Source organism: Reyranella sp., from assembly GCF_052439685.1.
GTDB lineage: Bacteria > Pseudomonadota > Alphaproteobacteria > Reyranellales > Reyranellaceae > Reyranella.
The window spans coordinates 95,096-113,284 of record NZ_JBQVQG010000017.1 but is presented as its reverse complement, the minus strand read 5'-3'; the positions used below and the strand labels follow the sequence as shown (position 1 = coordinate 113,284).

Sequence of the window (18,189 nt, the reverse complement as noted above, 5' to 3'; positions counted from 1 at the left end):
GCGATGAACGAGGATGCGCTGGCGGCCGCCCTGAAGGTGATGGACGCCTACATCGACGGGCTCAATCGCCATGATGAGCCGGCCGTCAACGACGCCTGCAATTTCCCGCATGTGCGGCTGGCCGGCGGCAAGGTCGTCGTCTGGCCGAACCATGGCGACTACAAGCTGGGCGATTTCGTCGCCCGCGCCGGCGACGGCTGGCACCACAGCACCTGGGACGAGCGCACGCCGATCCATGTCGGCCGCGACAAGGTCCATCTCAAGGTGAAGTTCAGCCGCTGGCGCGCGGACGGTTCGCGGCTCGGCTCCTTCGAGACGATCTACATCGTGACCCGTCAAAACGGTCGCTGGGGAATACAGGCCCGGTCGAGCTTTGCCGACTGAACGCTTGTGGGAGAGGGGCCGGCCTCGCTAGGGTCGGTTCACGGGGAATTTTTTCACTTGTTCAGAAGGGGGATGTCATGCTGACCCGCAATCGCCTGCTCGCCGGCACGGCCGCGCTCGTGGCGCTGTCGCTCGTCGGACCGGCTGCCGCACAGGCGCCGATCAAGATCGGCGAACTCAACAGCTACAAGGTCTTCCCGGCCTTCCTCGAACCCTACAAGAAGGGCATCGAGCTGGCGGTGGAAGAGGTCAACGCCGCGGGCGGCGTGCTCGGCCGCAAGATCGAGGTGGTGAGCCGCGACGACAACGGCAATCCCGGCGACGCCGTGCGCGTCGCTGAAGAGCTGCTGAGCCGCGAGGGCGCCGCCTTCCTGATCGGCACCTTCCCGTCGAACGTTGGCCTCGCGGTCGCCGACTTCGCCAAGCAGCGCAAGGTCCTGTTCATCGCTGCCGAGCCGCTGACCGACAAGATCGTCTGGGATCAGGGCAACGCCTACACCTTCCGCCTGCGCACCTCGACCTACATGCAGACGGCGATGCTCATTCCCGATGCGGTCAAGCTCAAGAAGAAGCGCTGGGCGATCGTCTATCCGAATTACGAGTACGGACAGTCGGCCACGGCCGCCTTCAAGAAGCTCCTGAAGGAGAAGCAGCCCGACGTCGAGTTCGTCGCCGAGCAGGCGACGCCACTCGGCAAGATCGACGCCGGCGCGGTGGCGCAGGCCCTGGCCGACGCCAAGCCCGACGCGATCTTCTCCTCGCTGTTCGGCCCCGACCTCGCGAAGTTCGTGCGCGAGGGCCAGACCCGCGGCCTGTTCAAGGGCGTCGAGGTCTTCAACCTGCTGGCCGGCGAGCCCGAGTATCTCGATCCGCTGAAGGAGGAATCGCCCGACGGCTGGTACGTCACCGGCTATCCGTGGAGCGAGCTCAAGACCCCCGAGCACACCAAGTTCCTCAACGCCTACCAGGCCAAGTTCAAGGACTATCCGCGGCTGGGCTCGGTCGTCGGCTACGCGACCGTGATGTCGGCAGCCGAGGTGATCAAGAAGGCGGGTTCGCTCGATCAGGACAAGCTGGTCGCCGCCATGAGCGGCCTCAAGCTCATCACGCCGTTCGGCATGATCGAATACCGGCCGATCGATCATCAGTCGACCATGGGGGCCTATGTCGGCCAGATCGGCGTGAAGGACGGCAAGGGCTACATGAAGAACTGGCGCTTCGTCGACGGCAAGGACGCCCTGCCCAGCGACGCCGACGTCCAGAAGATGCGGCCGAAGAACTGACGGTAAAGCCGTCATCCCGAACGGAGTGAGGGACCTTTGAGACATCGTGAAAGGTCCCTCGCTGTGCTCGGGATGACATTCTCTTCTTCCTCGGCCATCGCGTGACCCTCGCTTCCATCTTCATCCAGCTGCTGAACGGGCTGGCGGCGGCCGCGTCGCTGTTCCTGGTGTCGGCCGGTCTGTCGCTGATCTTCGGCGTCACGCGGATCGTGAATTTCGCGCACGGTTCGCTCTACATGCTGGGGCTCTACGGCGCCTATTCGCTGATCGAGATCTTCGGCCGGACGCCGCTCGGTTTCTGGGGCGCCGTCGTGCTGGCCGCCCTTGCGGTCGGGCTGGTCGGAATCCTGATCGAGGTGCTGGTGCTGCGGCGAATCTATCGCGCGCCGGAACTGTTCCAGCTGCTGGCGACCTTCGCGGTCGTGCTGGTGATCAAGGACATCGCGCTCTTCACCTGGGGCGCGGAGGATCTGGTCGGACCGCGCGCGCCGGGCCTCTCGATGGCAGTCGAGATCATGGGGCGGCGGATTCCGGCCTACGACCTGCTGCTGATCGCCATCGGCCCGGTCGTGCTGGGGCTCGTCTGGCTGCTGCTGACGCGCACGCGCTGGGGCGCGCTGGTGAGGGCGGCGACCCAGGACCGCGAGATGGTCGGCGCGCTGGGCGTCGACCAGGCCAAGCTCTTCACCTCGGTCTTCTTCGTGGGTTCGGTCCTGGCGGGCCTGGGCGGGGCGCTGCAGATCCCGCGCGAACCGGCCAATCTCGAACTCGACCTCGCCATCATCGCCGACGCCTTCGTGGTCACGGTGGTGGGCGGGCTGGGCAGCATCGGCGGCGCCTTTCTGGCGGCCATCATCATCGGCGTCGCCAAGGCCTTCTGCATCGGCATCGGCACGGTGACCTGGTTCGGCTTCGAGGTCTCCTTCTCCAAGCTCACCCTGGTGGTCGAGTTCCTGATCATGGCGCTGGTGCTGGTCGTGCGGCCGTACGGACTGCTCGGCAAGCCGCAGGCCGCGCAGCGGGCGGCCGAACCGGCGCCGCGGCTGCAGGTGCCATCCTGGACCTTCGCGCTGGTCTGGCTGGTGTTGCTCGCGCTCGTGCCGCTGGCTGCCGACCGCTACACCACGATCCTGCTCACCGACATCGTCTGCTTCGCGCTGTTCGCGGTCTCGCTGCACTTCATCATGGGGCCGGCGGGCATGGTTTCGTTCGGCCATGCCGCCTACTTCGGCATCGGCGCCTACGCCGCGGGCCTGCTGATGAAGCGCTTCGGCCTGCCAATGGAAGCCGCACTGCTGCTGGCGCCGCTGGTCGCCGGCGCCTTCGCCATCGTCTACGGCTGGTTCTGCGTCCGCCTCTCGGGCGTCTATCTCGCCATGCTGACGCTCGCCTTCGCACAGATCAGCTGGTCGATCGTCTTCCAGTGGGATTCCGTCACCGGCGGCAGCAACGGCGTATTCGGCATCTGGCCGCCCGCCTGGCTTGCCGACAAGACCGCCTATTACTATCTCGCGCTCGTGCTGTGCGGCGCCGGCATCGTCTTTCTGTGGCGCGTGCTGTTCTCGCCCTTCGGCTATGCCCTGCGGGCCGGACGCGACTCGCCGCTGCGGGCCGAAGCGATCGGCATCGATCTGCGCGGCTTCCAGTGGGCGGCCTTCGTGCTGGTCGGCGCGCTGGCCGGCCTTGCGGGCGCGGTCTACGCCTTCTCCAAGGGCAGCATCTCGCCGTCGAGCATCTCGATCGCGCAATCGACCGACGGGCTCATCATGGTGCTGCTGGGCGGTGTCGAGACCCTGACCGGTCCGGTGGTCGGCGCCGCGATCTTCACTTGGCTGCGCGACGTCGTGGCCCGCAACACCGAATTCTGGCGCGCCGTCATGGGAGGCGTGATCCTGCTGATCGTGCTGCTTTTCCCGCAAGGACTGGTCGGCGGCTTGAAGGCGCTGGTCGCGCGCTGGCGGGAGCAGCGGGCATGAGCCAGGCGATCCTCCAGGTCGAGGGGCTGCACAAGTCCTTCGGTGGCGTGCAGGCCGTGGCCGACGTGTCCTTCGCCGTGTCGGCCGGCGAGATGCTGGCGCTCATCGGGCCGAACGGGGCCGGCAAGAGCACCTGCTTCAACATGCTGAACGGCCAGCTCGTGCCCGACTCCGGCATCGTGCGCCTCGAAGGCCGCGATATCGTCGGCCTCCGTCCGCGCGCCATCTGGCGGCTGGGCGTCGGCCGCACTTTCCAGATCACCGCCACCTTCGCCTCGCTCAGCGTCCGCGAGAACGTGCAGATGGCGCTCTATTCCCATGCCGGCCGGCTGCGCTCGCTGCTGTCGCGCTTCGGTGCGGCGTTCCATGCCGAAGCTGACGCGCTGCTCGACCAGGTGGGCATGCTCGACCAGGCGGAGCGGACTTGCGGCGTGCTGGCCTATGGCGATCTGAAGCGGGTGGAACTGGCGATCGCGCTGGCCAACGAGCCGCGCCTATTGCTGATGGACGAGCCGACCGCGGGCATGGCGCCCAAGGAGCGCGTGGCGCTGATGGAGTTGGCGGCGCGGCTGGCGCGGGCGCGCAACATCGCCGTCCTGTTCACCGAGCACGACATGGACGTGGTCTTCACCCAGGCCGACCGCATCATCGTGCTCGACCGCGGCGTGCTGATCGCCGGCGGCACGCCGCCGGAAGTGCGCGCCAACCCCAACGTGCGCGCGGTCTATCTCGGGAGCGCGCATTGACGCCGGCCCCGATGCTGGAAGTGAAGGACCTGCACGCCTTCTACGGCCGCGCCCATATCCTGCATGGCATCTCGCTGGAAGTGCGCGCCGGCGAAGTCGTGGCGCTGCTCGGTCGCAATGGCGCGGGCAAGTCGACGGCGATGAAGGCGATCATGGGGCTGGTGCCTCCGGCGCGCGGCGAGGTGAGCTTCGCCGGAAAGCGCATTGAGCGCCTGCCGTCCTATCGCATCGCGCGCCTTGGTCTCGGCTATGTCCCTGAGGAACGGCGCATCTTCACCGAACTGTCGGTGATGGAGAATCTCGAAGTCGGCCGGCAGGCCGCGCGCGCCGGCGTGCCGACCTGGACCGAGGAGAAGCTCTTCGCGCTCTTTCCGAACCTTGCGCGCATGCGCGAGCGGCCGGGCGGGCGCATGTCGGGCGGCGAGCAGCAGATGTTGACCATCGCCCGCACCCTGATGGGCAATCCGAGCTGCGTGCTGCTCGACGAGCCGTCGGAGGGGTTGGCCCCGATCATCGTCGAGGAGATGGGCAATTCCATCCGGGCGCTGAAGGGCGAGGGCGTGTCAGTCATCCTGTGCGAGCAGAACCTGCATTTCGCGCTGGGCGTCGCCGACCGCGCCTACATCATCGAGAAGGGCCAGATCCGCTTCGGCGGCTCGATGGCCGAGCTGGCCGCCAACGACTCCCTCCGCGAACAATATCTTTCGGTTTGAACCCATGGCGTCCAAGAGCAGCTTCACCGTCGGCATCGATGTCGGCGGCACCTTCACCGACCTGCTGGCGATCGATCCGGCCACCAACGAGGTGCGGCTCGCCAAGGTACCAACCACGGTCGACAACCAGGCGATCGGCTTCATGGCGGCGCTGGCGGCGGCGGGGCTCGATCCGGCGCTGCTGCAGGCGGTCGTGCACGGCACGACGACGACCACGAATGCCGTACTCGAGCGCAAGATCGCCAAGGTCGGGCTCATAACGACCAAGGGCTTTCGCGACGTGCTGGAACTGGGCCGCCGCACGCGCCCTCAGGCTTACGGCTTGCGCGGCACCTTCATGCCGCTGATCGACCGCGAGGTGCGGCTCGAAGTGCCCGAGCGCATGGATGCCGACGGCAAGGTCCTGACGGCGCTCGACGAGGCGGCCGTCGCCGACGCCGCGAGGGCGCTGCTGGCGGCGGGCTGCGAGGCGGTCGTCATTCATTTCCTGCACAGCTACATCAACCCTGTGCATGAACGGCGCGCCGCCGAGATCGTGCGCGGGCTTTGGCCGAACGCCTACGTCACGGCAGGCCACGCCATCCTGTCGGAATATCGCGAGTACGAGCGCGGCGTGACGGCGGCGGTGAATGCTTCGGTGCAGCCCGTGCTCGACCGCTATCTCTCGCGCCTTCGCACGGAGCTGAAGGCCAGGGGCTACGACCGCGACCTGCTGGTGATGCAGGGCAATGGCGGCACCATCTCCTCGCAGCTGATCGCCGAGGCGGCGGTGAACACGGTGATGTCCGGTCCCGCCTCGGGCGTGATGGCTGCGGCCTATACCGGCCGGGCCTCGGGCCACCCCAACCTGATCACCTATGACATGGGCGGCACTTCGACCGATGTCGGGCTGATCGAGAACGCCGTGCCGCAGGTCTCGGGCGAGCTCGAACTCGAATATGCCATGCCGATCCATGTGCCGATGGTCGACGTCCACACGATCGGCGCCGGCGGCGGCTCGATCGCCTCGGTCGATGCGGCGGGCATGCTGCGGGTCGGCCCCGAGAGCGCCGGCGCGCGGCCCGGTCCGATCTGCTACGGCCGCGGCGGTTCAGAGCCCACCATCACCGACGCCAACCTGGTCCTGGGTCGTCTCAACCCCGACAAGCTTTTAGGCGTCGACCATCCGGTGACGCTCGATCACGTGCGCGGGCTGGTGCTGGAGAAGGTCGGCCAGCGGCTCGGTCTCGATGCGGAAGCGGCGGCGGCCGCGATCCTGCGCATCGCCAACGACCGCATGGCCGGCGCCGTGCGCCTCGTGTCGCTGTCGCGCGGCCACGATCCGCGCGACTTCGCGCTGTTCGCCTTCGGCGGTGCGGGTCCGCTGCATGCGACGGCGCTCGCGCGCGAACTCGCCATCCCGACCGTGCTGGTGCCGGTGCGGCCCGGCATCACCAATGCGCTGGGCTGCGTCGTGGCCGATCTGCGCCACGACTATGTGCGCACCGTGAACAAGCCGCTGTCCGCCGTCGACGACGCCACGGTGGCGCGCATCTATGCCGAGCAGGCGGCCGAGGGCGAGGCGACGATCGCGCGCGAGGGCGTGCCGGTGCGCGAGTTGCGGCGCGTGCTCTCGGCCGACATGCAGTTCCAGGGTCAGAGCCACATCCTGACGGTCGGCGTCGACAGTGCCGCCATCGGTGTTGCCGGCCTGCACAAGGCTTTTGCTGCCGCCTACTGGCGCCGCTTCGGCATTGAGCTGCCGGAGATCCCGCCGGTGCTGGTCAACCTGCACACCGCGGTGATCGGCGTGCGCCCGGAAATCTCGTTGGCCGCGCTCGCCGCGACCGAGCGCGCAGCCACGCTCGAAGCCGCGCAGCTCGGCACCCGCCGCGTCTGGTTCAGCGACGGCTGGCACGACACGCCGGTCTATGCCCGCGAGAAGCTGCCGCTCGATGCCACGCTCGACGGCCCGGCGATCCTCGAACAGCTCGACTGCACCACCGTCGTCGAACCGGGCGACACCGTCCGGCAGGACAGGCTCGGCAACCTGTTGATCTCGGTGAGCCGTCAGGACACGATCCGGACCTCGGCAGAGTAGGGATATCGATGGCGTTTCGCTTCGTGCATGCGGCCGATATCCATCTGGATTCGCCACTCCAATCGCTCGCGCTCCGCAATCCCGAGCTTGCCGATCTGATCGGAAACGCGACGCGTCAGGCCTTCACCCTCATCATCGATCTGTGCCTCGCCGAGGAAGTCGATGCGCTCTTCCTCGCCGGCGATCTCTACGACGGCGATCAGACGTCTATGAAGACGGCGCGTTATTTTGCGGATCAGCTTCATCGCCTCGACCAGGCTGGCATCCGGGTCTTCATCGTTCGCGGCAATCACGATGCGCTGTCGCGCATCACCAAGGAACTCGTCCTCCCCGAGTCGGTCAAGGTCTTCAGCGGCCGCGCCGAGGCCATCCCCATCGAGGGTGCGGCCGGCAAGCCTCGCGTGGTGATTCACGGTTTGAGTTTCGCGCAGCCTCACGCGCCGGACAGTCTCCTGCCGCGCTACAAGCCGCCCGTCGAGGGGGCGGTGAACGTCGGGATCCTGCACACGAGCCTGGCCGGGGCGATCGGGCACGATCCCTATGCACCGTGCAGCGTCGCCGATCTGCGCGCCACGGACTTCCGCTACTGGGCGCTCGGCCATGTGCACAAGCGCTTCGTCGCGGATGGCGCCTGTACCATCGTGATGCCCGGCAACCCTCAGGGCCGCGATATCAACGAGGCCGGGGCAAGGTCCGTCACCCTGGGCACGATCGCCGATGACGGTTCGATAGACATCGAGGAACGGTACACGAGCGTTGCGCAGTTCGAGAGGACCGTCGTCGACGCGAGCGGAATAGACGAATGGCGCGACCTGATCGCGGCGGCCGCCAAAGCGATGGAAAGGACCCGGGAAAGTGTCGCGGCGGGCCACCTGGTGGTCCGGTTGAAGATCGCTGGAAAGACCCCCCTGGCGTGGCGGATCCGCAGCGATCTCGATCTCCTGAGGGCCGATGTGGAGCACCGCGCCGCCGCGATGGGCGGGTGCAGCCTGGAGAAGCTGGAAATCGACTGCCAGCCGTCGGGCACGCTCCCCATGTCACCGGGCGATCCGATCGCGGAGTTGCGTCGGCTGATCGAGAGCGAGATCGTCCGCTCCGATGCGTTCCAGCGAGAGGCCGTCGAGATCGGCGAGGAACTGAGGGGGCAACTGCCGCAGGAATGCAGGCATCTCCTCGGGGCCGACGAGGCGGGGCTCAAGGATTTCGTTCTGTCGCTGGCCCAGGACGGAGCCGACGATGTGCTTGCCAGGCTTCATGCCCAGGCGAAAGCTGGAGAGGGCTGATGCGCCTAAGGCGGCTCGACCTCACGCGCTACGGCAGGTTCACCGGGCAAAGTATCGATTTCGGCTTGGCGGAAGAGAAGCAGCCCGATCTGCACATCCTCTACGGTCCGAACGAGGCGGGTAAGTCGACGGCGTTGGCGGCGTTCCTGGATTTTCTGTTCGGGATCGAGCCGCGGTCCCGCTTCAACTTCCTTCATCCGTATCCAACGATGCGCATCGGTGCCGTGCTCGAACTTGCGCGGGGCACCCGCGAACTGGTCAGGGTGAAGCGGGCACAGAACAGCCTCCTCGACTCCAGCGACCAGCCGGTCCCGGATGCGATCATCCAGGCGGAGCTGGGCAGCATCGATCGCGACTCCTACCGGACGATGTTCTCGCTCGACGACGACACGCTGGAAAAGGGGGGCGAAAGCATCCTCGCGAGCAAGGGCGATCTCGGGCAGCTGCTGTTTTCGGCCAGCGCAGGCCTGTCCGATCTGGGCCGCAACCTCGAGGAGATCCGGGGCGAAGCCGACAGGTTCTACAGGTACCGCGCCCGGAGCGGAGAACTGGCCGATCTCAAGGCCCGGCTGGCGACGTTGCGGGCCGAACGAGAGAAGATCGACACCTTCGCCGCGCAATATGCCCAGCTGGTCGCGACGCGGGACAAGGCTTTCGGCTTATACAACGAGGCTCTGGGAGACTGCGCCAGGATCGCTGCCCGATGCGGCGAGATCGAGCGACTGCTGTTCGCCCTTCCGCGCCTCGGAGAGCTGCGAGACATCCGGCAACGTCTGCTGCCGCTCGCCGATCTTCCGGACGTTCCGCGCGATTGGGCGGAGCAGCTGCCCGGGATGCAGAAGGATGAGATCGCCCTGGAGACGCGGGCACAGGCCGCCGAGGACGAAGTGGCGAGGCTGGAAGGTGAGCTGGCGTCGATCGTCGTCGATCAGGCCGCTCTCGCCCTGGCCCCACGGTTCAGCGGCCTCTCCGATCTCCGGGCCCGATACGTCACGGCGACCAAGGACATTCCAGAGCGCCGGCTGCAGTCGCGGGAGGTCGACCTCGTCATCTCGGGCATCCTCGAACGGATCGAGCGTAAGGACGAGCCGGAGCCGGGCAGGCTGCTGCTGGGCGCGTCCATCACGGCGTCCCTGCGGGCGTTGATCGAGAGCTGGTCCGGAATCGAGGCCGCCCTGAAGGCCGCCGAGAACGAGCTCGACGGCGCCAGAGACCGTGTGGAGGAAGCACAGGTCCAGCTCGAGGAGGCCGGAGGCGCCAGCGAGAGGGAACGCACCCCGTCTAGCCTTGCCGCCACGCTTGGTCCGGTCGTCGCAGCCCTGCGGGCCGACGATCACGCGGCGCGGCGGCGCCTTGCCGACCGCTCGCTTGCCACGCATCTGCGCGTGCTGGACGAGCGGTTGCGGGACCTGCACCCCTGGTCGGGCGATATCGAGCAGCTGGCAGGCTTGAAGCTGCCGGACTCCAGTACCGTCGAGCGGTGGAAGAAGGAGGAGGCCGCCGCGCAACGGCTGGTCGACCGGCACGAGGACGATATCGAGCGGCTGACCACCGAGCGCGACAGGATCAAGGCGGAGCGTGATGCGCTGGGTGTCACGGGCGTCGTCAGCGATCAGGAAGCGAGCGAGGTCCGCATGGCGCGGGAGCGCGCCTGGGCCAGCCATCGACGGACGCTCGACGAAGCCTCGGCCGACACGTTCGAGGTGGCTCTGCGCCAGGACGACCTCGTGACGACGACCCGGCTCGGACACACGACTGACCTCGTCAAGCTGCAGGAGGCGACCCGTGCGCTCGTGGTGGCGGAGCAGGCGCTTGGGCGCGCCGTGGGCCTGCGCGATGCGGCGGCGGCGGTCTTGCAGCGCGTGGGAGACGAGATCGCGGCGGCGCTTGGCGATGCGTCCCCGGCGCTGCCGGTCACGATGACCGTGCCGCAGCTGGAGGCCTGGCTGTCGCGGCGCGCCTTGGCCCTGGAAGTGCGAGCGAACCTTCTCTCCGCGCAAAACGACAGGGACGGAGCGGACTCGGACGCGAGGAGGGCGCGCGACAGGCTCACGGCGGCCCTCGCCGCAAGAGGTATCGCGGTCGAGGCGGAGGCAAGCTTCGAGGGGCTTCTGGAAACGGCGCAGAGTGCGATCGACCGGGAGGGTGAACTCGAGAACCTGCGGGCGGCGCTTGCCGCGCGCCAGCGCGACCTGTTGAGGCGAGAGCGGGAGGTGGAGAGAGTTGCCGCCTCGAGGAACGAGTGGACGGACGCCTGGCAGGCTGCGGGCAAGCGATGCTGGTTGGGCGATGCTGACCCGATGCCGTCGATGGGCGCGGTCCGCGAGATTCTGGCGGCATTGGTCGAGTTGCGCCCCGCTCTCGAAAAGCGCGCGGGCTTCGCCGACCGGATCGAAAAGATGGAGAACGACCAGGCGGCTTTTGCCGCGGAACTCGAAGGCATGGCCGGGGAGTTGGGCGTTGCCTCGGCGGGGGTCGCAACCCTCGATCTCGCCCGCGAAATCCAGCGCCGCGTCGATGCGGCGCGCGCGGCCGAGGCGGAGCGTCTCAGCAAGAAGCGCGACCTCGAAGCGGCGCGGGCAAAGCGACGCGCTCTCGCCGAGGATGTCGCCATCCACGCACGACTCAAAGCCGAACGGACCGGGTTTTTCGGCGTCCAGTCGCTCGGCGAGATGGCTGTGAAACTGCAAGCCATCGAAAGAAGGAGCGGGTTGCAGGAACAGTACGATGCGGCGGTCCGCGACATTGTGTCGATGCTGCAGGTATCGACGATCGACGAGGCCGAACGCCTCCTCGATGGCTTGGAAAGAGGCTCTCTCGAAGCCGAGCTGGCCGAGTTGAAGCCGCGGTCTGCCGATCTGGATCAGCGCAGCCGCGATCTCTTCTCCGAGCACAGCAAAGCCGTGGATGACGTCGAAGCGGTGGGAGGCGACGACGCGGTCGCTCGGATCGAGGAGCAGCGACGGACGACGCAGCTCGATGTCGAGGACAAGGCGTTGCACTACTTGCGGCTGAGGCTGGGTTCTGCCGCGGCCGAACACGCCCTGCGGGCCTATCGCGAGCAGCACCGCAGCTCGATGATGGCGCGCGCGTCGGATGCGTTCCGAACCATCAGCCGCGGGACCTATGAGGGCCTCGCCACGCAGCCGGACAAGGACGGCGAGACGCTGATCGCCGTTGGCGCCGACGGCCGCTCGAAGACGGCGATGGAGTTGTCGAGAGGCGCTCGCTTCCAGCTCTACCTGGCGCTCCGGGTTGCCGGCTACCACGAGTTTGCGCGGTCACGCCCGTCGGTGCCTTTCGTCGCCGACGACATCATGGAGTCGTTCGACGACTTCCGCGCGGAGGAGGCCTTCCGCCTGTTCGCCGAAATGGCCGGAGTGGGACAGGTGATCTATCTCACCCATCATCGCCACCTGGCCGAAATCGCCTTGCGTGTCTGTCCGACGGCCCGTCTGCACCAGTTGGGAGCGTGATCGCCGAGTTTGGCCGCTTGCTGATTTGCGCTTCCTGCTCAAGAGTGACGCCGCTGAGTCTGGGAGGAAAAGAAAAGTGAAAATTACCGACGTCGTCTGCCACATCCTGAGCTGCAAGGTCGACAAGCCGTTCGTCTCGGCGCGCGGCTGGGTCTATGGCACGCGCTCGACCTGCCTGGTCGAGATCTCGACGGACGAGGGCATCACCGGCTGGGGCGAGTGCTACGGGCCGGCCGCCGTCGCCAAGACCTTCGTCGAGACGCAGTACAAGGCGCGCGTGGTCGGCCGCGATCCGTTCGACGTCGAGGCGATCTGGGAAGACCTCTACAACAGGATCAAGGATTACGGCACGACCGGCATGGCGATCTCGGCCATCTCCGGCATCGACATCGCGCTGTGGGACATCATGGGCCGCGCCGTGAACAAGCCGGTGCACAAGCTGATCGGCGGCGCCTATCGCAGCGAGGTGATTCCCTACGCGACCGGGCTCTACTTCATCGACATGAACCGCCTGATCGACGAGGCGGTCGAGGAGGCGCTGGAGTTCAAGCATGCTGGCTTCCAGGCGATCAAGATGAAGATCGGCCTCGGCGACCTGAAGCTCGATGCCAAGCGCGTCACCGCGGTGCGCGAGGCGATCGGTCCGGACGTGAAGCTGGCGGTCGACGCGAACCACTGCTTCTCGGTGCCCAACGCCATCAAGCTCGGCCGCATGTTGGAAGATCAGGACATCCTCTGGTTCGAGGAGCCGATCAGCCCCGAGGACCATGACGGCTATATCGAGGTGACGCGTGCGCTCGACATGGCGGTGGCCGGCGGCGAGAACGATTTCACGCGCTGGGGCTTCCGCGACGTCATCGCGCGCAAGGCCATGGACATCGTTCAGCCCGACCTGTGTGCTGCCGGCGGCTTCTCGGAATGCCGCAAGATCGCGACGCTCGCCTCGGCCTTCGGCGTCGAATGCGTACCCCATGCATGGGGCTCGGCCATCGGCCTCGCCGCCACGGTGCAGTTCCTCGCAGCCCTGCCGGACCAACCGCCGGCCTTCCGTCCGATGCCGCCGATGCTCGAGTTCGAGCAGACGCCCAACCCGCTGCGTGACCACCTGGCGCAGGAGCCGATCGAGCAGAAGAAGGGCATCGTGAAGGTCCCGACGGGCCCCGGTCTCGGCATCGAGATCGATCGCGAGGTGCTGAAGAAATACAAGGTGGCCTGAGCCATGAAAATCGTCGACGTAAAGGCCTATCCGACCAGCTATCGCGTGCCCAAGGAGCTGCAGGTGTCGCTCGGCATCGGCACCATGACCAAGCGCGACTGCGTGATGGTCAAGGTGACGACCGAGGACGGGATCGTGGGCTGGGGCGAGAGCCACCATGCGCGCTCGCCGGGCAGCATCGGCCACCTGATCAACACGACGCTCAAGGGCTTCGTGGTCGGCATGGACGCCACTGACACGGTCGGCATCTGGGCCAAGATCTACAAGTTCCAGCTCGGCAGCCACGGCATGGGCGCGGCCACCGCCATGGCGATGAGCGGCCTCGACCAGGCGCTGTGGGACATCAAGGGCAAGGCCGTGGGCTGGCCGCTCTACAAGCTTTTAGGCGGCTCCAACAGGCCGGTGCCGGCCTATGCCGGCGGCATCTCGCTGGGCTATCAGGCGCCGGAATCGCTGGCCGATGAGGCGGAACCCATGGTCGCGGCGGGCTACAGGGCGCTGAAGCTCAGGGTCGGCGACAGCGTCAAGAACGACATCGCGCGCATGACCGCGGTGCGCAAGCGCTTCGGCGACGACATGGTCCTGCTGACCGACGCCAACACCGGCTACACGGTCGAGGATGTGCGGCGCGTGATGCCGGCGATGGACGAGCTGGGCATCGCCTGGCTGGAGGAGCCATTTCCGGCGCACGACCACCGCTCCTACGCGATGGCCAAGGGCTGGGGCGCGACGCCGCTGGCGGCCGGCGAGAACCACTACACGCGCTTCGAGTTCCACCGGATCATCGAGGACGGCAACATCACCATCCTGCAGCCCGACCTGTCGAAGAGCGGCGGCATAACCGAGGTGCAGCGCATCGCGGCCGCCGCGTCGATGTGGAAGCTGCCGATCCATCCGCACAGTTCGATGACGGGCCTGAACCATGCCGTGTCGATCCACTTCCTGGCGTCGATCGACAATGGCGGCTACTTCGAAGCCGACTTGTCCGTGGCCAACAAGTTCCGCGACGAGCTGGGCAGCGCGCCGTGGGAGATCGGCAAGGACGGAACCGTCCGCCCCCTCGACAGACCCGGCATCGGCGTCGAGATCGACGAGCAATTCCTGATCGCCCATCCGGTCATCGAGGGACCTGGGTACGTCTGAGTTTCATTGGAGCGCGCCACTCCAGTGGCGCTCATGATCTTGATGCGCCACTGGAGTGGCGCGCTCCATTGAAAGACTACGTGACGGGAATCAGATCCGACGCCTTCTCCGCGATGGCGTTGGTCGCGGCATAGGTGTTGCCCGAGACCATGGTCGGCATGCAGGAGGCATCGGCGATCCTCAGGCCTTCCAGGCCGATCACGCGCATGCTCAGCGGATCGACGACGGCCATCGGATCGCTGCCGAGCTTGGCGGTGCCGACCGGGTGGTAGGTCGTCGAGCCGGTGGCGCGGGCATGCGCCATCCACTGCTCGTCGGTCTGGACCGACGGTCCCGGCAGGTTCTCCTCGATCACGTAGCCGCTGAGGGGCGGCGTGTCGGTCAGCCTGCGCAGGTACTTCATCGCCGCCAGCAGCGCGTCGCGATCATGCTGGACGGCAAGATAATTCGGCTGGATCTCGGGCTTGGCCGTGGGGTCGGCGCTGGTCGCCTTGACGTGACCCGTGCTCTCGGGCCGCAGTTGCGACACGCCGAGCGTCATGCCCGGCACGCGATCCAGTTCCGACGTGCCGTAGCGGCCGGGCATATAGCTGGCCGGTGCGAAGTAGAGCTGCATGTCGGGCGTGGCGAGGCCCGGTCGCGTCTTGAAGTAGCCGCCGGCATGGCTCGGCGCCGCCGTCAGCAGTCCCCTGCGTGTGAGAGCATAGCGCAAGACCTCGCCCACCAGCGGCAGGCCGCGGCTCTTCTCGTTCAGCGATCCCGCGCCCTTGACCAGCGCCGAGACGCGGACGGCGTAATGGTCGCGCAAATTGCGGCCGACGCCCGGCAGGGCATGCTTCACCGCGACGCCGATGGCGTTCAGGTCGTCGCCATTGCCGATACCGGAGATCTGCAGGAGCTGCGGCGTGTTGATGGCGCCGCCGCTCAGGATCACGTCGCGGCGGGCGCGGATCTGCTTCGTTTGACTGCCCTGGCGATAGGTGATGCCGACGGCCTTCCGGCCTTCGAGGTCGATGCGCTCGACCAGCGCATGGGTGATCACATTGAGGTTGGGCCGGCCCATCGCGGGACGCAGATAGGCGTCGACCGGGCTCCAGCGCCGGCCGCCCTTCATCATGTTCTGGTAGAGCATGGTGCCCTCCTGGTCACCGCTGTTGTAGTCGGGCGAGCGTTTGAGCCCGAGCGCCTCGTTGGCGGCCATGAACGCGTCGCTCAAAACGTGCGGATCGCGCTGGTCCTCGATGACGAGCGGACCCGCGCGACCGCGCGTCTCGTCGCTGCCGCCTGTGCGGCTCTCGGCGCGCTTGAAGTAGGGCAGCAGGTCGTCCCATGACCAGCCGCGGCAGCCGAGCTGCGCCCAGGTGTCGTAATCCGCCGACTGGCCGCGCACATAGAGATGGCCGTTGATCGAGCCTGAGCCGCCCAGCACTTTTCCACGCGGAAACCGGATCTTCCGGCCGTCGATGTGCGGACCGGGCGCGGTCTCGTAGCCCCAGTTGAGATTGTCGTTGTAGACCGTCTTGTTGAATCCGGCCGGCACCTTGATCCAGATGTGGTTGTCCTTGCCGCCGGCCTCGATCACCGCGACTGTGTTCTTGCCCGACGCGGACAGGCGACTGGCCAGCACGCAGCCCGCGGCGCCGGCGCCGACGATGACATAGTCGAACTCTTCCATATGTTTCCTCCCCTTCTTGTGAAGGTGGCTTCTCTTCAGGCCGCGACCACGAGCGTCGACGCGAGTTGGCGGACCGACTTCACCATCGCCATGGCGACCAGCTTGCCGGTCTTGCGGTTCTCCTCGCTGACGGCCACGTCTTCCATGAAGGTGAAGCGGCCGAAGGTGCCCTTGGCTTCCAGCTCGACGATGTGCGTGGTGATGGTGGGATCGGCCACGATGACGAGGCGGGTCTTGTCGAGGCCGAGCCCGGCGATCGCGGCAGCGGCCGAGATGTTGACGTTCTGCGGATAGAGCCGAGCGCCCTCGCGTACCGGTCCGTCGAAGACCGTGTACGGGGCTTTCAGCCCGTCGAGATCGACCAGCGTTTCGGCAATCGTGCCCTTCCAGGCCGAGGGATCCTTGCGCACCGTGACGGTGACGCGGTCGAGCCCGCCGACCGCGGCGCTGCTCAATATGTCGAGTGCGCCGATGCCGGCCGACGGCAGGATGAGCCTCACGCCATTGGTTTTTGCCACGGCGAGCAGCCGCTCGAACAGGACCGTGTCGGTGAAGGCGCCGACGGACGTCACGAGGAAATCCGCGCCGCTTTCCAGCACGCGCTGGCCATGTGTGCGGACGGCTTCGTGGCCGGCGCATTCGGCCACGGCGTCGAAGCCGTGGGCGAAGAACCGGTCGGGCTCGTGCGTCAGCACACCTTCCTGTCGCGGTCGGCGCACGAGGACGGAGACCAGTTCGATGCCCTCGAGGCCGGCGGCTTCGATGTGCTTGCCGATCGCGCCGTAGCCGATCAGTCCCAGTTTCATTGGCCGAGCTTCACGAGAGGCGGGCCTCCACCCAGCGGGCCCAGGCGATGAGCTGGTCGTCGCCGCGCAGCGGCGCGATCAACTGCACCGACAGCGGCAGGCCGAACGGTCCGGCATTGAAGGGCAGGGCGATGCAGGGCGTGCCGAGCAGGGTCCAGAAGCGGTTGAAGATCGGATCGCCGGTGTAGCCGAGACCTGCCGGTGCTTCGCCGCGGGCGGCAGGGGCGATCAGGAAGTCGAAGCGTTCCCACACCTGGACGAGATCGGCCAGCGCGCGGCGCTTGCGCTTCGTGGCATCGGCGAGCTGGGCGCGCGTGACGCTGTCGCCCACCTCGAGGCTTGCCGTCAGGCTGGGCGACAGGAGGTGGGGGAAGCGGGCGCGTTCCGGCCCGTAGTGCTGGGTCGCTTCCTTGGTCATCACCCGGTTGTGCGCGGTGATGAGCGGCCCCCAGCTCTCGGGCATTTCCCATTCGCGCACCTTGGCGCCGCCGGCCCGCAAGGTCCGGGCGGCGACCTCGATGTTCTTCCTGTTGTACGACTCGGCCTGGTCCCACCACAGGGTGCGGCAGAAGCCGATCCGCGGGGCGTGTAGGGGCGGATCGGCCGGGGCATGGCCGTAGGCGGCGCGGATCAGCGCCAGGTCGTTGGCCGTGCGCGTGAAGAAGCCCAGCGTGTCGAGGCTCTTTGCATAGGTTTTGATGCCCGTCGTGTCGGCCCAGCCGTAGGTGCCCTTGTAGGCAACGACACCGTTGAAGGCGCCGGGACGGATCACCGAGCCCGAGGTCTGTGTGCCGTACCCGATGGGCACCATCGTGTCGGCGACCGAAGCGGCCGAGCCGGAGGAGGAACCGCCCGGCGTATGGCGCAGGTTGTGCGGATTGTGCGTCTTGCCGGCATGGGCACCGGCGAATTCCGTCGTCACCGACTTGCCGAGCACGATGGCGCCGGCGTTCACGAGCTGTGTCACGCAGGCGGCGTCACGGCCCGCGACATGGTCTCGATAGATCGGGGAGCCGCAGGTGGTGGGCATCGTCTTCGTCGAGATGATGTCCTTCACGGCGAGCGGGATGCCATGCAGCGGTCCCACCGGCTTGGCGCGCTTGTCGAGCTTGTCGGCGCGCTTGAGCGCGCCTTCGGCGTCGAGTTCCTCCCACGCATGCACCTGCCCCTCGCGGAGCTTGATCCGGTCGAGGCAGGCTTCGACGAGATCGCGGGCCTTCAGGCGCTTCTGCGACATGCGCAGGATCGCTTCGCTGGCCGACAGCTTGTTGGGCGATTTCGCCATTCGCTCATTCCCCTTTTTCAGCTCGTGCTGCGCATGATGACCGAGCCGCCGGCGGAAGGGTAGCCCGTGCGGGATTCGCCGGCTGGCATGCCGCTTGCTGCCGGGAGTCCATACGCAAGGAGG

General features: G+C 67.2%; 13 protein-coding genes. 10 read left to right on the top strand and 3 right to left on the bottom strand.

The annotated features are described in order from the left end of the window. Positions 1-3: 3 nt before the first annotated feature. The 10 genes from ACT6UX_RS20495 (at position 4) to ACT6UX_RS20450 (ending at position 14,300) form a co-directional block, all read left to right on the top strand. Positions 4-384 carry a hypothetical protein gene (locus ACT6UX_RS20495; protein WP_444777000.1) on the top strand — a complete coding sequence of 127 codons (381 nt, stop codon included), beginning with the start codon at positions 4-6 and terminating at the stop codon, positions 382-384. 77 nt (positions 385-461) lie between these two features. After that, positions 462-1,667 (top strand): ABC transporter substrate-binding protein, encoded by a 1,206-nt coding sequence (locus tag ACT6UX_RS20490; protein ID WP_444776999.1) that lies wholly within the window; start codon positions 462-464, stop codon positions 1,665-1,667. Positions 1,668-1,768: 101 nt separating this feature from the next. Continuing rightward, on the top strand, positions 1,769-3,643 hold the full coding sequence (locus tag ACT6UX_RS20485) for an ABC transporter permease (protein WP_444776998.1): 1,875 nt from the start codon (positions 1,769-1,771) through the stop codon (positions 3,641-3,643). Then, entirely contained in the window at positions 3,640-4,389 is a 750-nt protein-coding gene (locus tag ACT6UX_RS20480; RefSeq protein ID WP_444776997.1) for an ABC transporter ATP-binding protein, read from the top strand. The genes ACT6UX_RS20485 and ACT6UX_RS20480 overlap by 4 nt, the downstream gene beginning before the upstream one ends. Positions 4,390-4,400: 11 nt before the next feature. Further along, a complete protein-coding gene (locus ACT6UX_RS20475; protein WP_444777010.1) occupies positions 4,401-5,102 on the top strand; it encodes an ABC transporter ATP-binding protein in 702 nt (233 codons plus the stop codon). A gap of 4 nt (positions 5,103-5,106) precedes the next feature. Continuing rightward, the gene (locus ACT6UX_RS20470; RefSeq protein WP_444776996.1) at positions 5,107-7,182 is read left to right on the top strand and encodes a hydantoinase/oxoprolinase family protein; all 2,076 of its coding nucleotides are present in this window, start codon (positions 5,107-5,109) and stop codon (positions 7,180-7,182) included. An 8-nt stretch (positions 7,183-7,190) separates the two neighbouring features. Beyond that, positions 7,191-8,465, top strand: a complete 1,275-nt coding sequence (locus ACT6UX_RS20465) for a metallophosphoesterase family protein (RefSeq protein ID WP_444776995.1) — start codon at positions 7,191-7,193, stop codon at positions 8,463-8,465. After that, positions 8,465-11,941, top strand: coding sequence for an AAA family ATPase (locus ACT6UX_RS20460; protein ID WP_444776994.1), 3,477 nt, complete (start codon positions 8,465-8,467; stop codon positions 11,939-11,941). The genes ACT6UX_RS20465 and ACT6UX_RS20460 overlap by 1 nt, the downstream gene beginning before the upstream one ends. A 76-nt stretch (positions 11,942-12,017) precedes the next feature. Further along, the gene (locus ACT6UX_RS20455) at positions 12,018-13,157 is read left to right on the top strand and encodes a mandelate racemase/muconate lactonizing enzyme family protein (RefSeq protein WP_444776993.1); all 1,140 of its coding nucleotides are present in this window, start codon (positions 12,018-12,020) and stop codon (positions 13,155-13,157) included. A gap of 3 nt (positions 13,158-13,160) precedes the next feature. Beyond that, complete coding sequence (locus ACT6UX_RS20450; RefSeq protein ID WP_444776992.1) at positions 13,161-14,300, top strand: mandelate racemase/muconate lactonizing enzyme family protein; 1,140 nt, start codon at positions 13,161-13,163, stop codon at positions 14,298-14,300. Positions 14,301-14,376: 76 nt separating this feature from the next. On the opposite strand, the gene ACT6UX_RS20445 is transcribed toward ACT6UX_RS20450, so the two are convergent. From ACT6UX_RS20445 to ACT6UX_RS20435, 3 genes are read right to left on the bottom strand one after another with little or no spacing between them, the layout of a single operon-like run. Beyond that, positions 14,377-15,975, bottom strand: coding sequence for a GMC family oxidoreductase (locus ACT6UX_RS20445; protein ID WP_444776991.1), 1,599 nt, complete (start codon positions 15,973-15,975; stop codon positions 14,377-14,379). A gap of 35 nt (positions 15,976-16,010) precedes the next feature. Next, entirely contained in the window at positions 16,011-16,781 is a 771-nt protein-coding gene (locus ACT6UX_RS20440; protein ID WP_444776990.1) for an aspartate dehydrogenase, read from the bottom strand. A gap of 10 nt (positions 16,782-16,791) precedes the next feature. Continuing rightward, the gene (locus ACT6UX_RS20435) at positions 16,792-18,066 is read right to left on the bottom strand and encodes an amidase (protein WP_444776989.1); all 1,275 of its coding nucleotides are present in this window, start codon (positions 18,064-18,066) and stop codon (positions 16,792-16,794) included. Positions 18,067-18,189: the final 123 nt, after the last annotated feature.

Bases quoted from the DNA above. Each gene is read 5' to 3' on its own strand.
- ACT6UX_RS20450 (WP_444776992.1), top strand. From the start codon at position 13,161: ATGAAAATCGTCGACGTAAAGGCCTATCCGACCAGCTATCGCGTGCCC.
- ACT6UX_RS20490 (WP_444776999.1), top strand. From the start codon at position 462: ATGCTGACCCGCAATCGCCTGCTCGCCGGCACGGCCGCGCTCGTGGCG.
- ACT6UX_RS20470 (WP_444776996.1), top strand. From the start codon at position 5,107: ATGGCGTCCAAGAGCAGCTTCACCGTCGGCATCGATGTCGGCGGCACC.
- ACT6UX_RS20435 (WP_444776989.1), bottom strand. From the start codon at position 18,066: ATGGCGAAATCGCCCAACAAGCTGTCGGCCAGCGAAGCGATCCTGCGC.
- ACT6UX_RS20475 (WP_444777010.1), top strand. From the start codon at position 4,401: ATGCTGGAAGTGAAGGACCTGCACGCCTTCTACGGCCGCGCCCATATC.
- ACT6UX_RS20440 (WP_444776990.1), bottom strand. From the start codon at position 16,781: ATGAAACTGGGACTGATCGGCTACGGCGCGATCGGCAAGCACATCGAA.
- ACT6UX_RS20480 (WP_444776997.1), top strand. From the start codon at position 3,640: ATGAGCCAGGCGATCCTCCAGGTCGAGGGGCTGCACAAGTCCTTCGGT.
- ACT6UX_RS20495 (WP_444777000.1), top strand. From the start codon at position 4: ATGAACGAGGATGCGCTGGCGGCCGCCCTGAAGGTGATGGACGCCTAC.
- ACT6UX_RS20445 (WP_444776991.1), bottom strand. From the start codon at position 15,975: ATGGAAGAGTTCGACTATGTCATCGTCGGCGCCGGCGCCGCGGGCTGC.
- ACT6UX_RS20465 (WP_444776995.1), top strand. From the start codon at position 7,191: ATGGCGTTTCGCTTCGTGCATGCGGCCGATATCCATCTGGATTCGCCA.
- ACT6UX_RS20460 (WP_444776994.1), top strand. From the start codon at position 8,465: ATGCGCCTAAGGCGGCTCGACCTCACGCGCTACGGCAGGTTCACCGGG.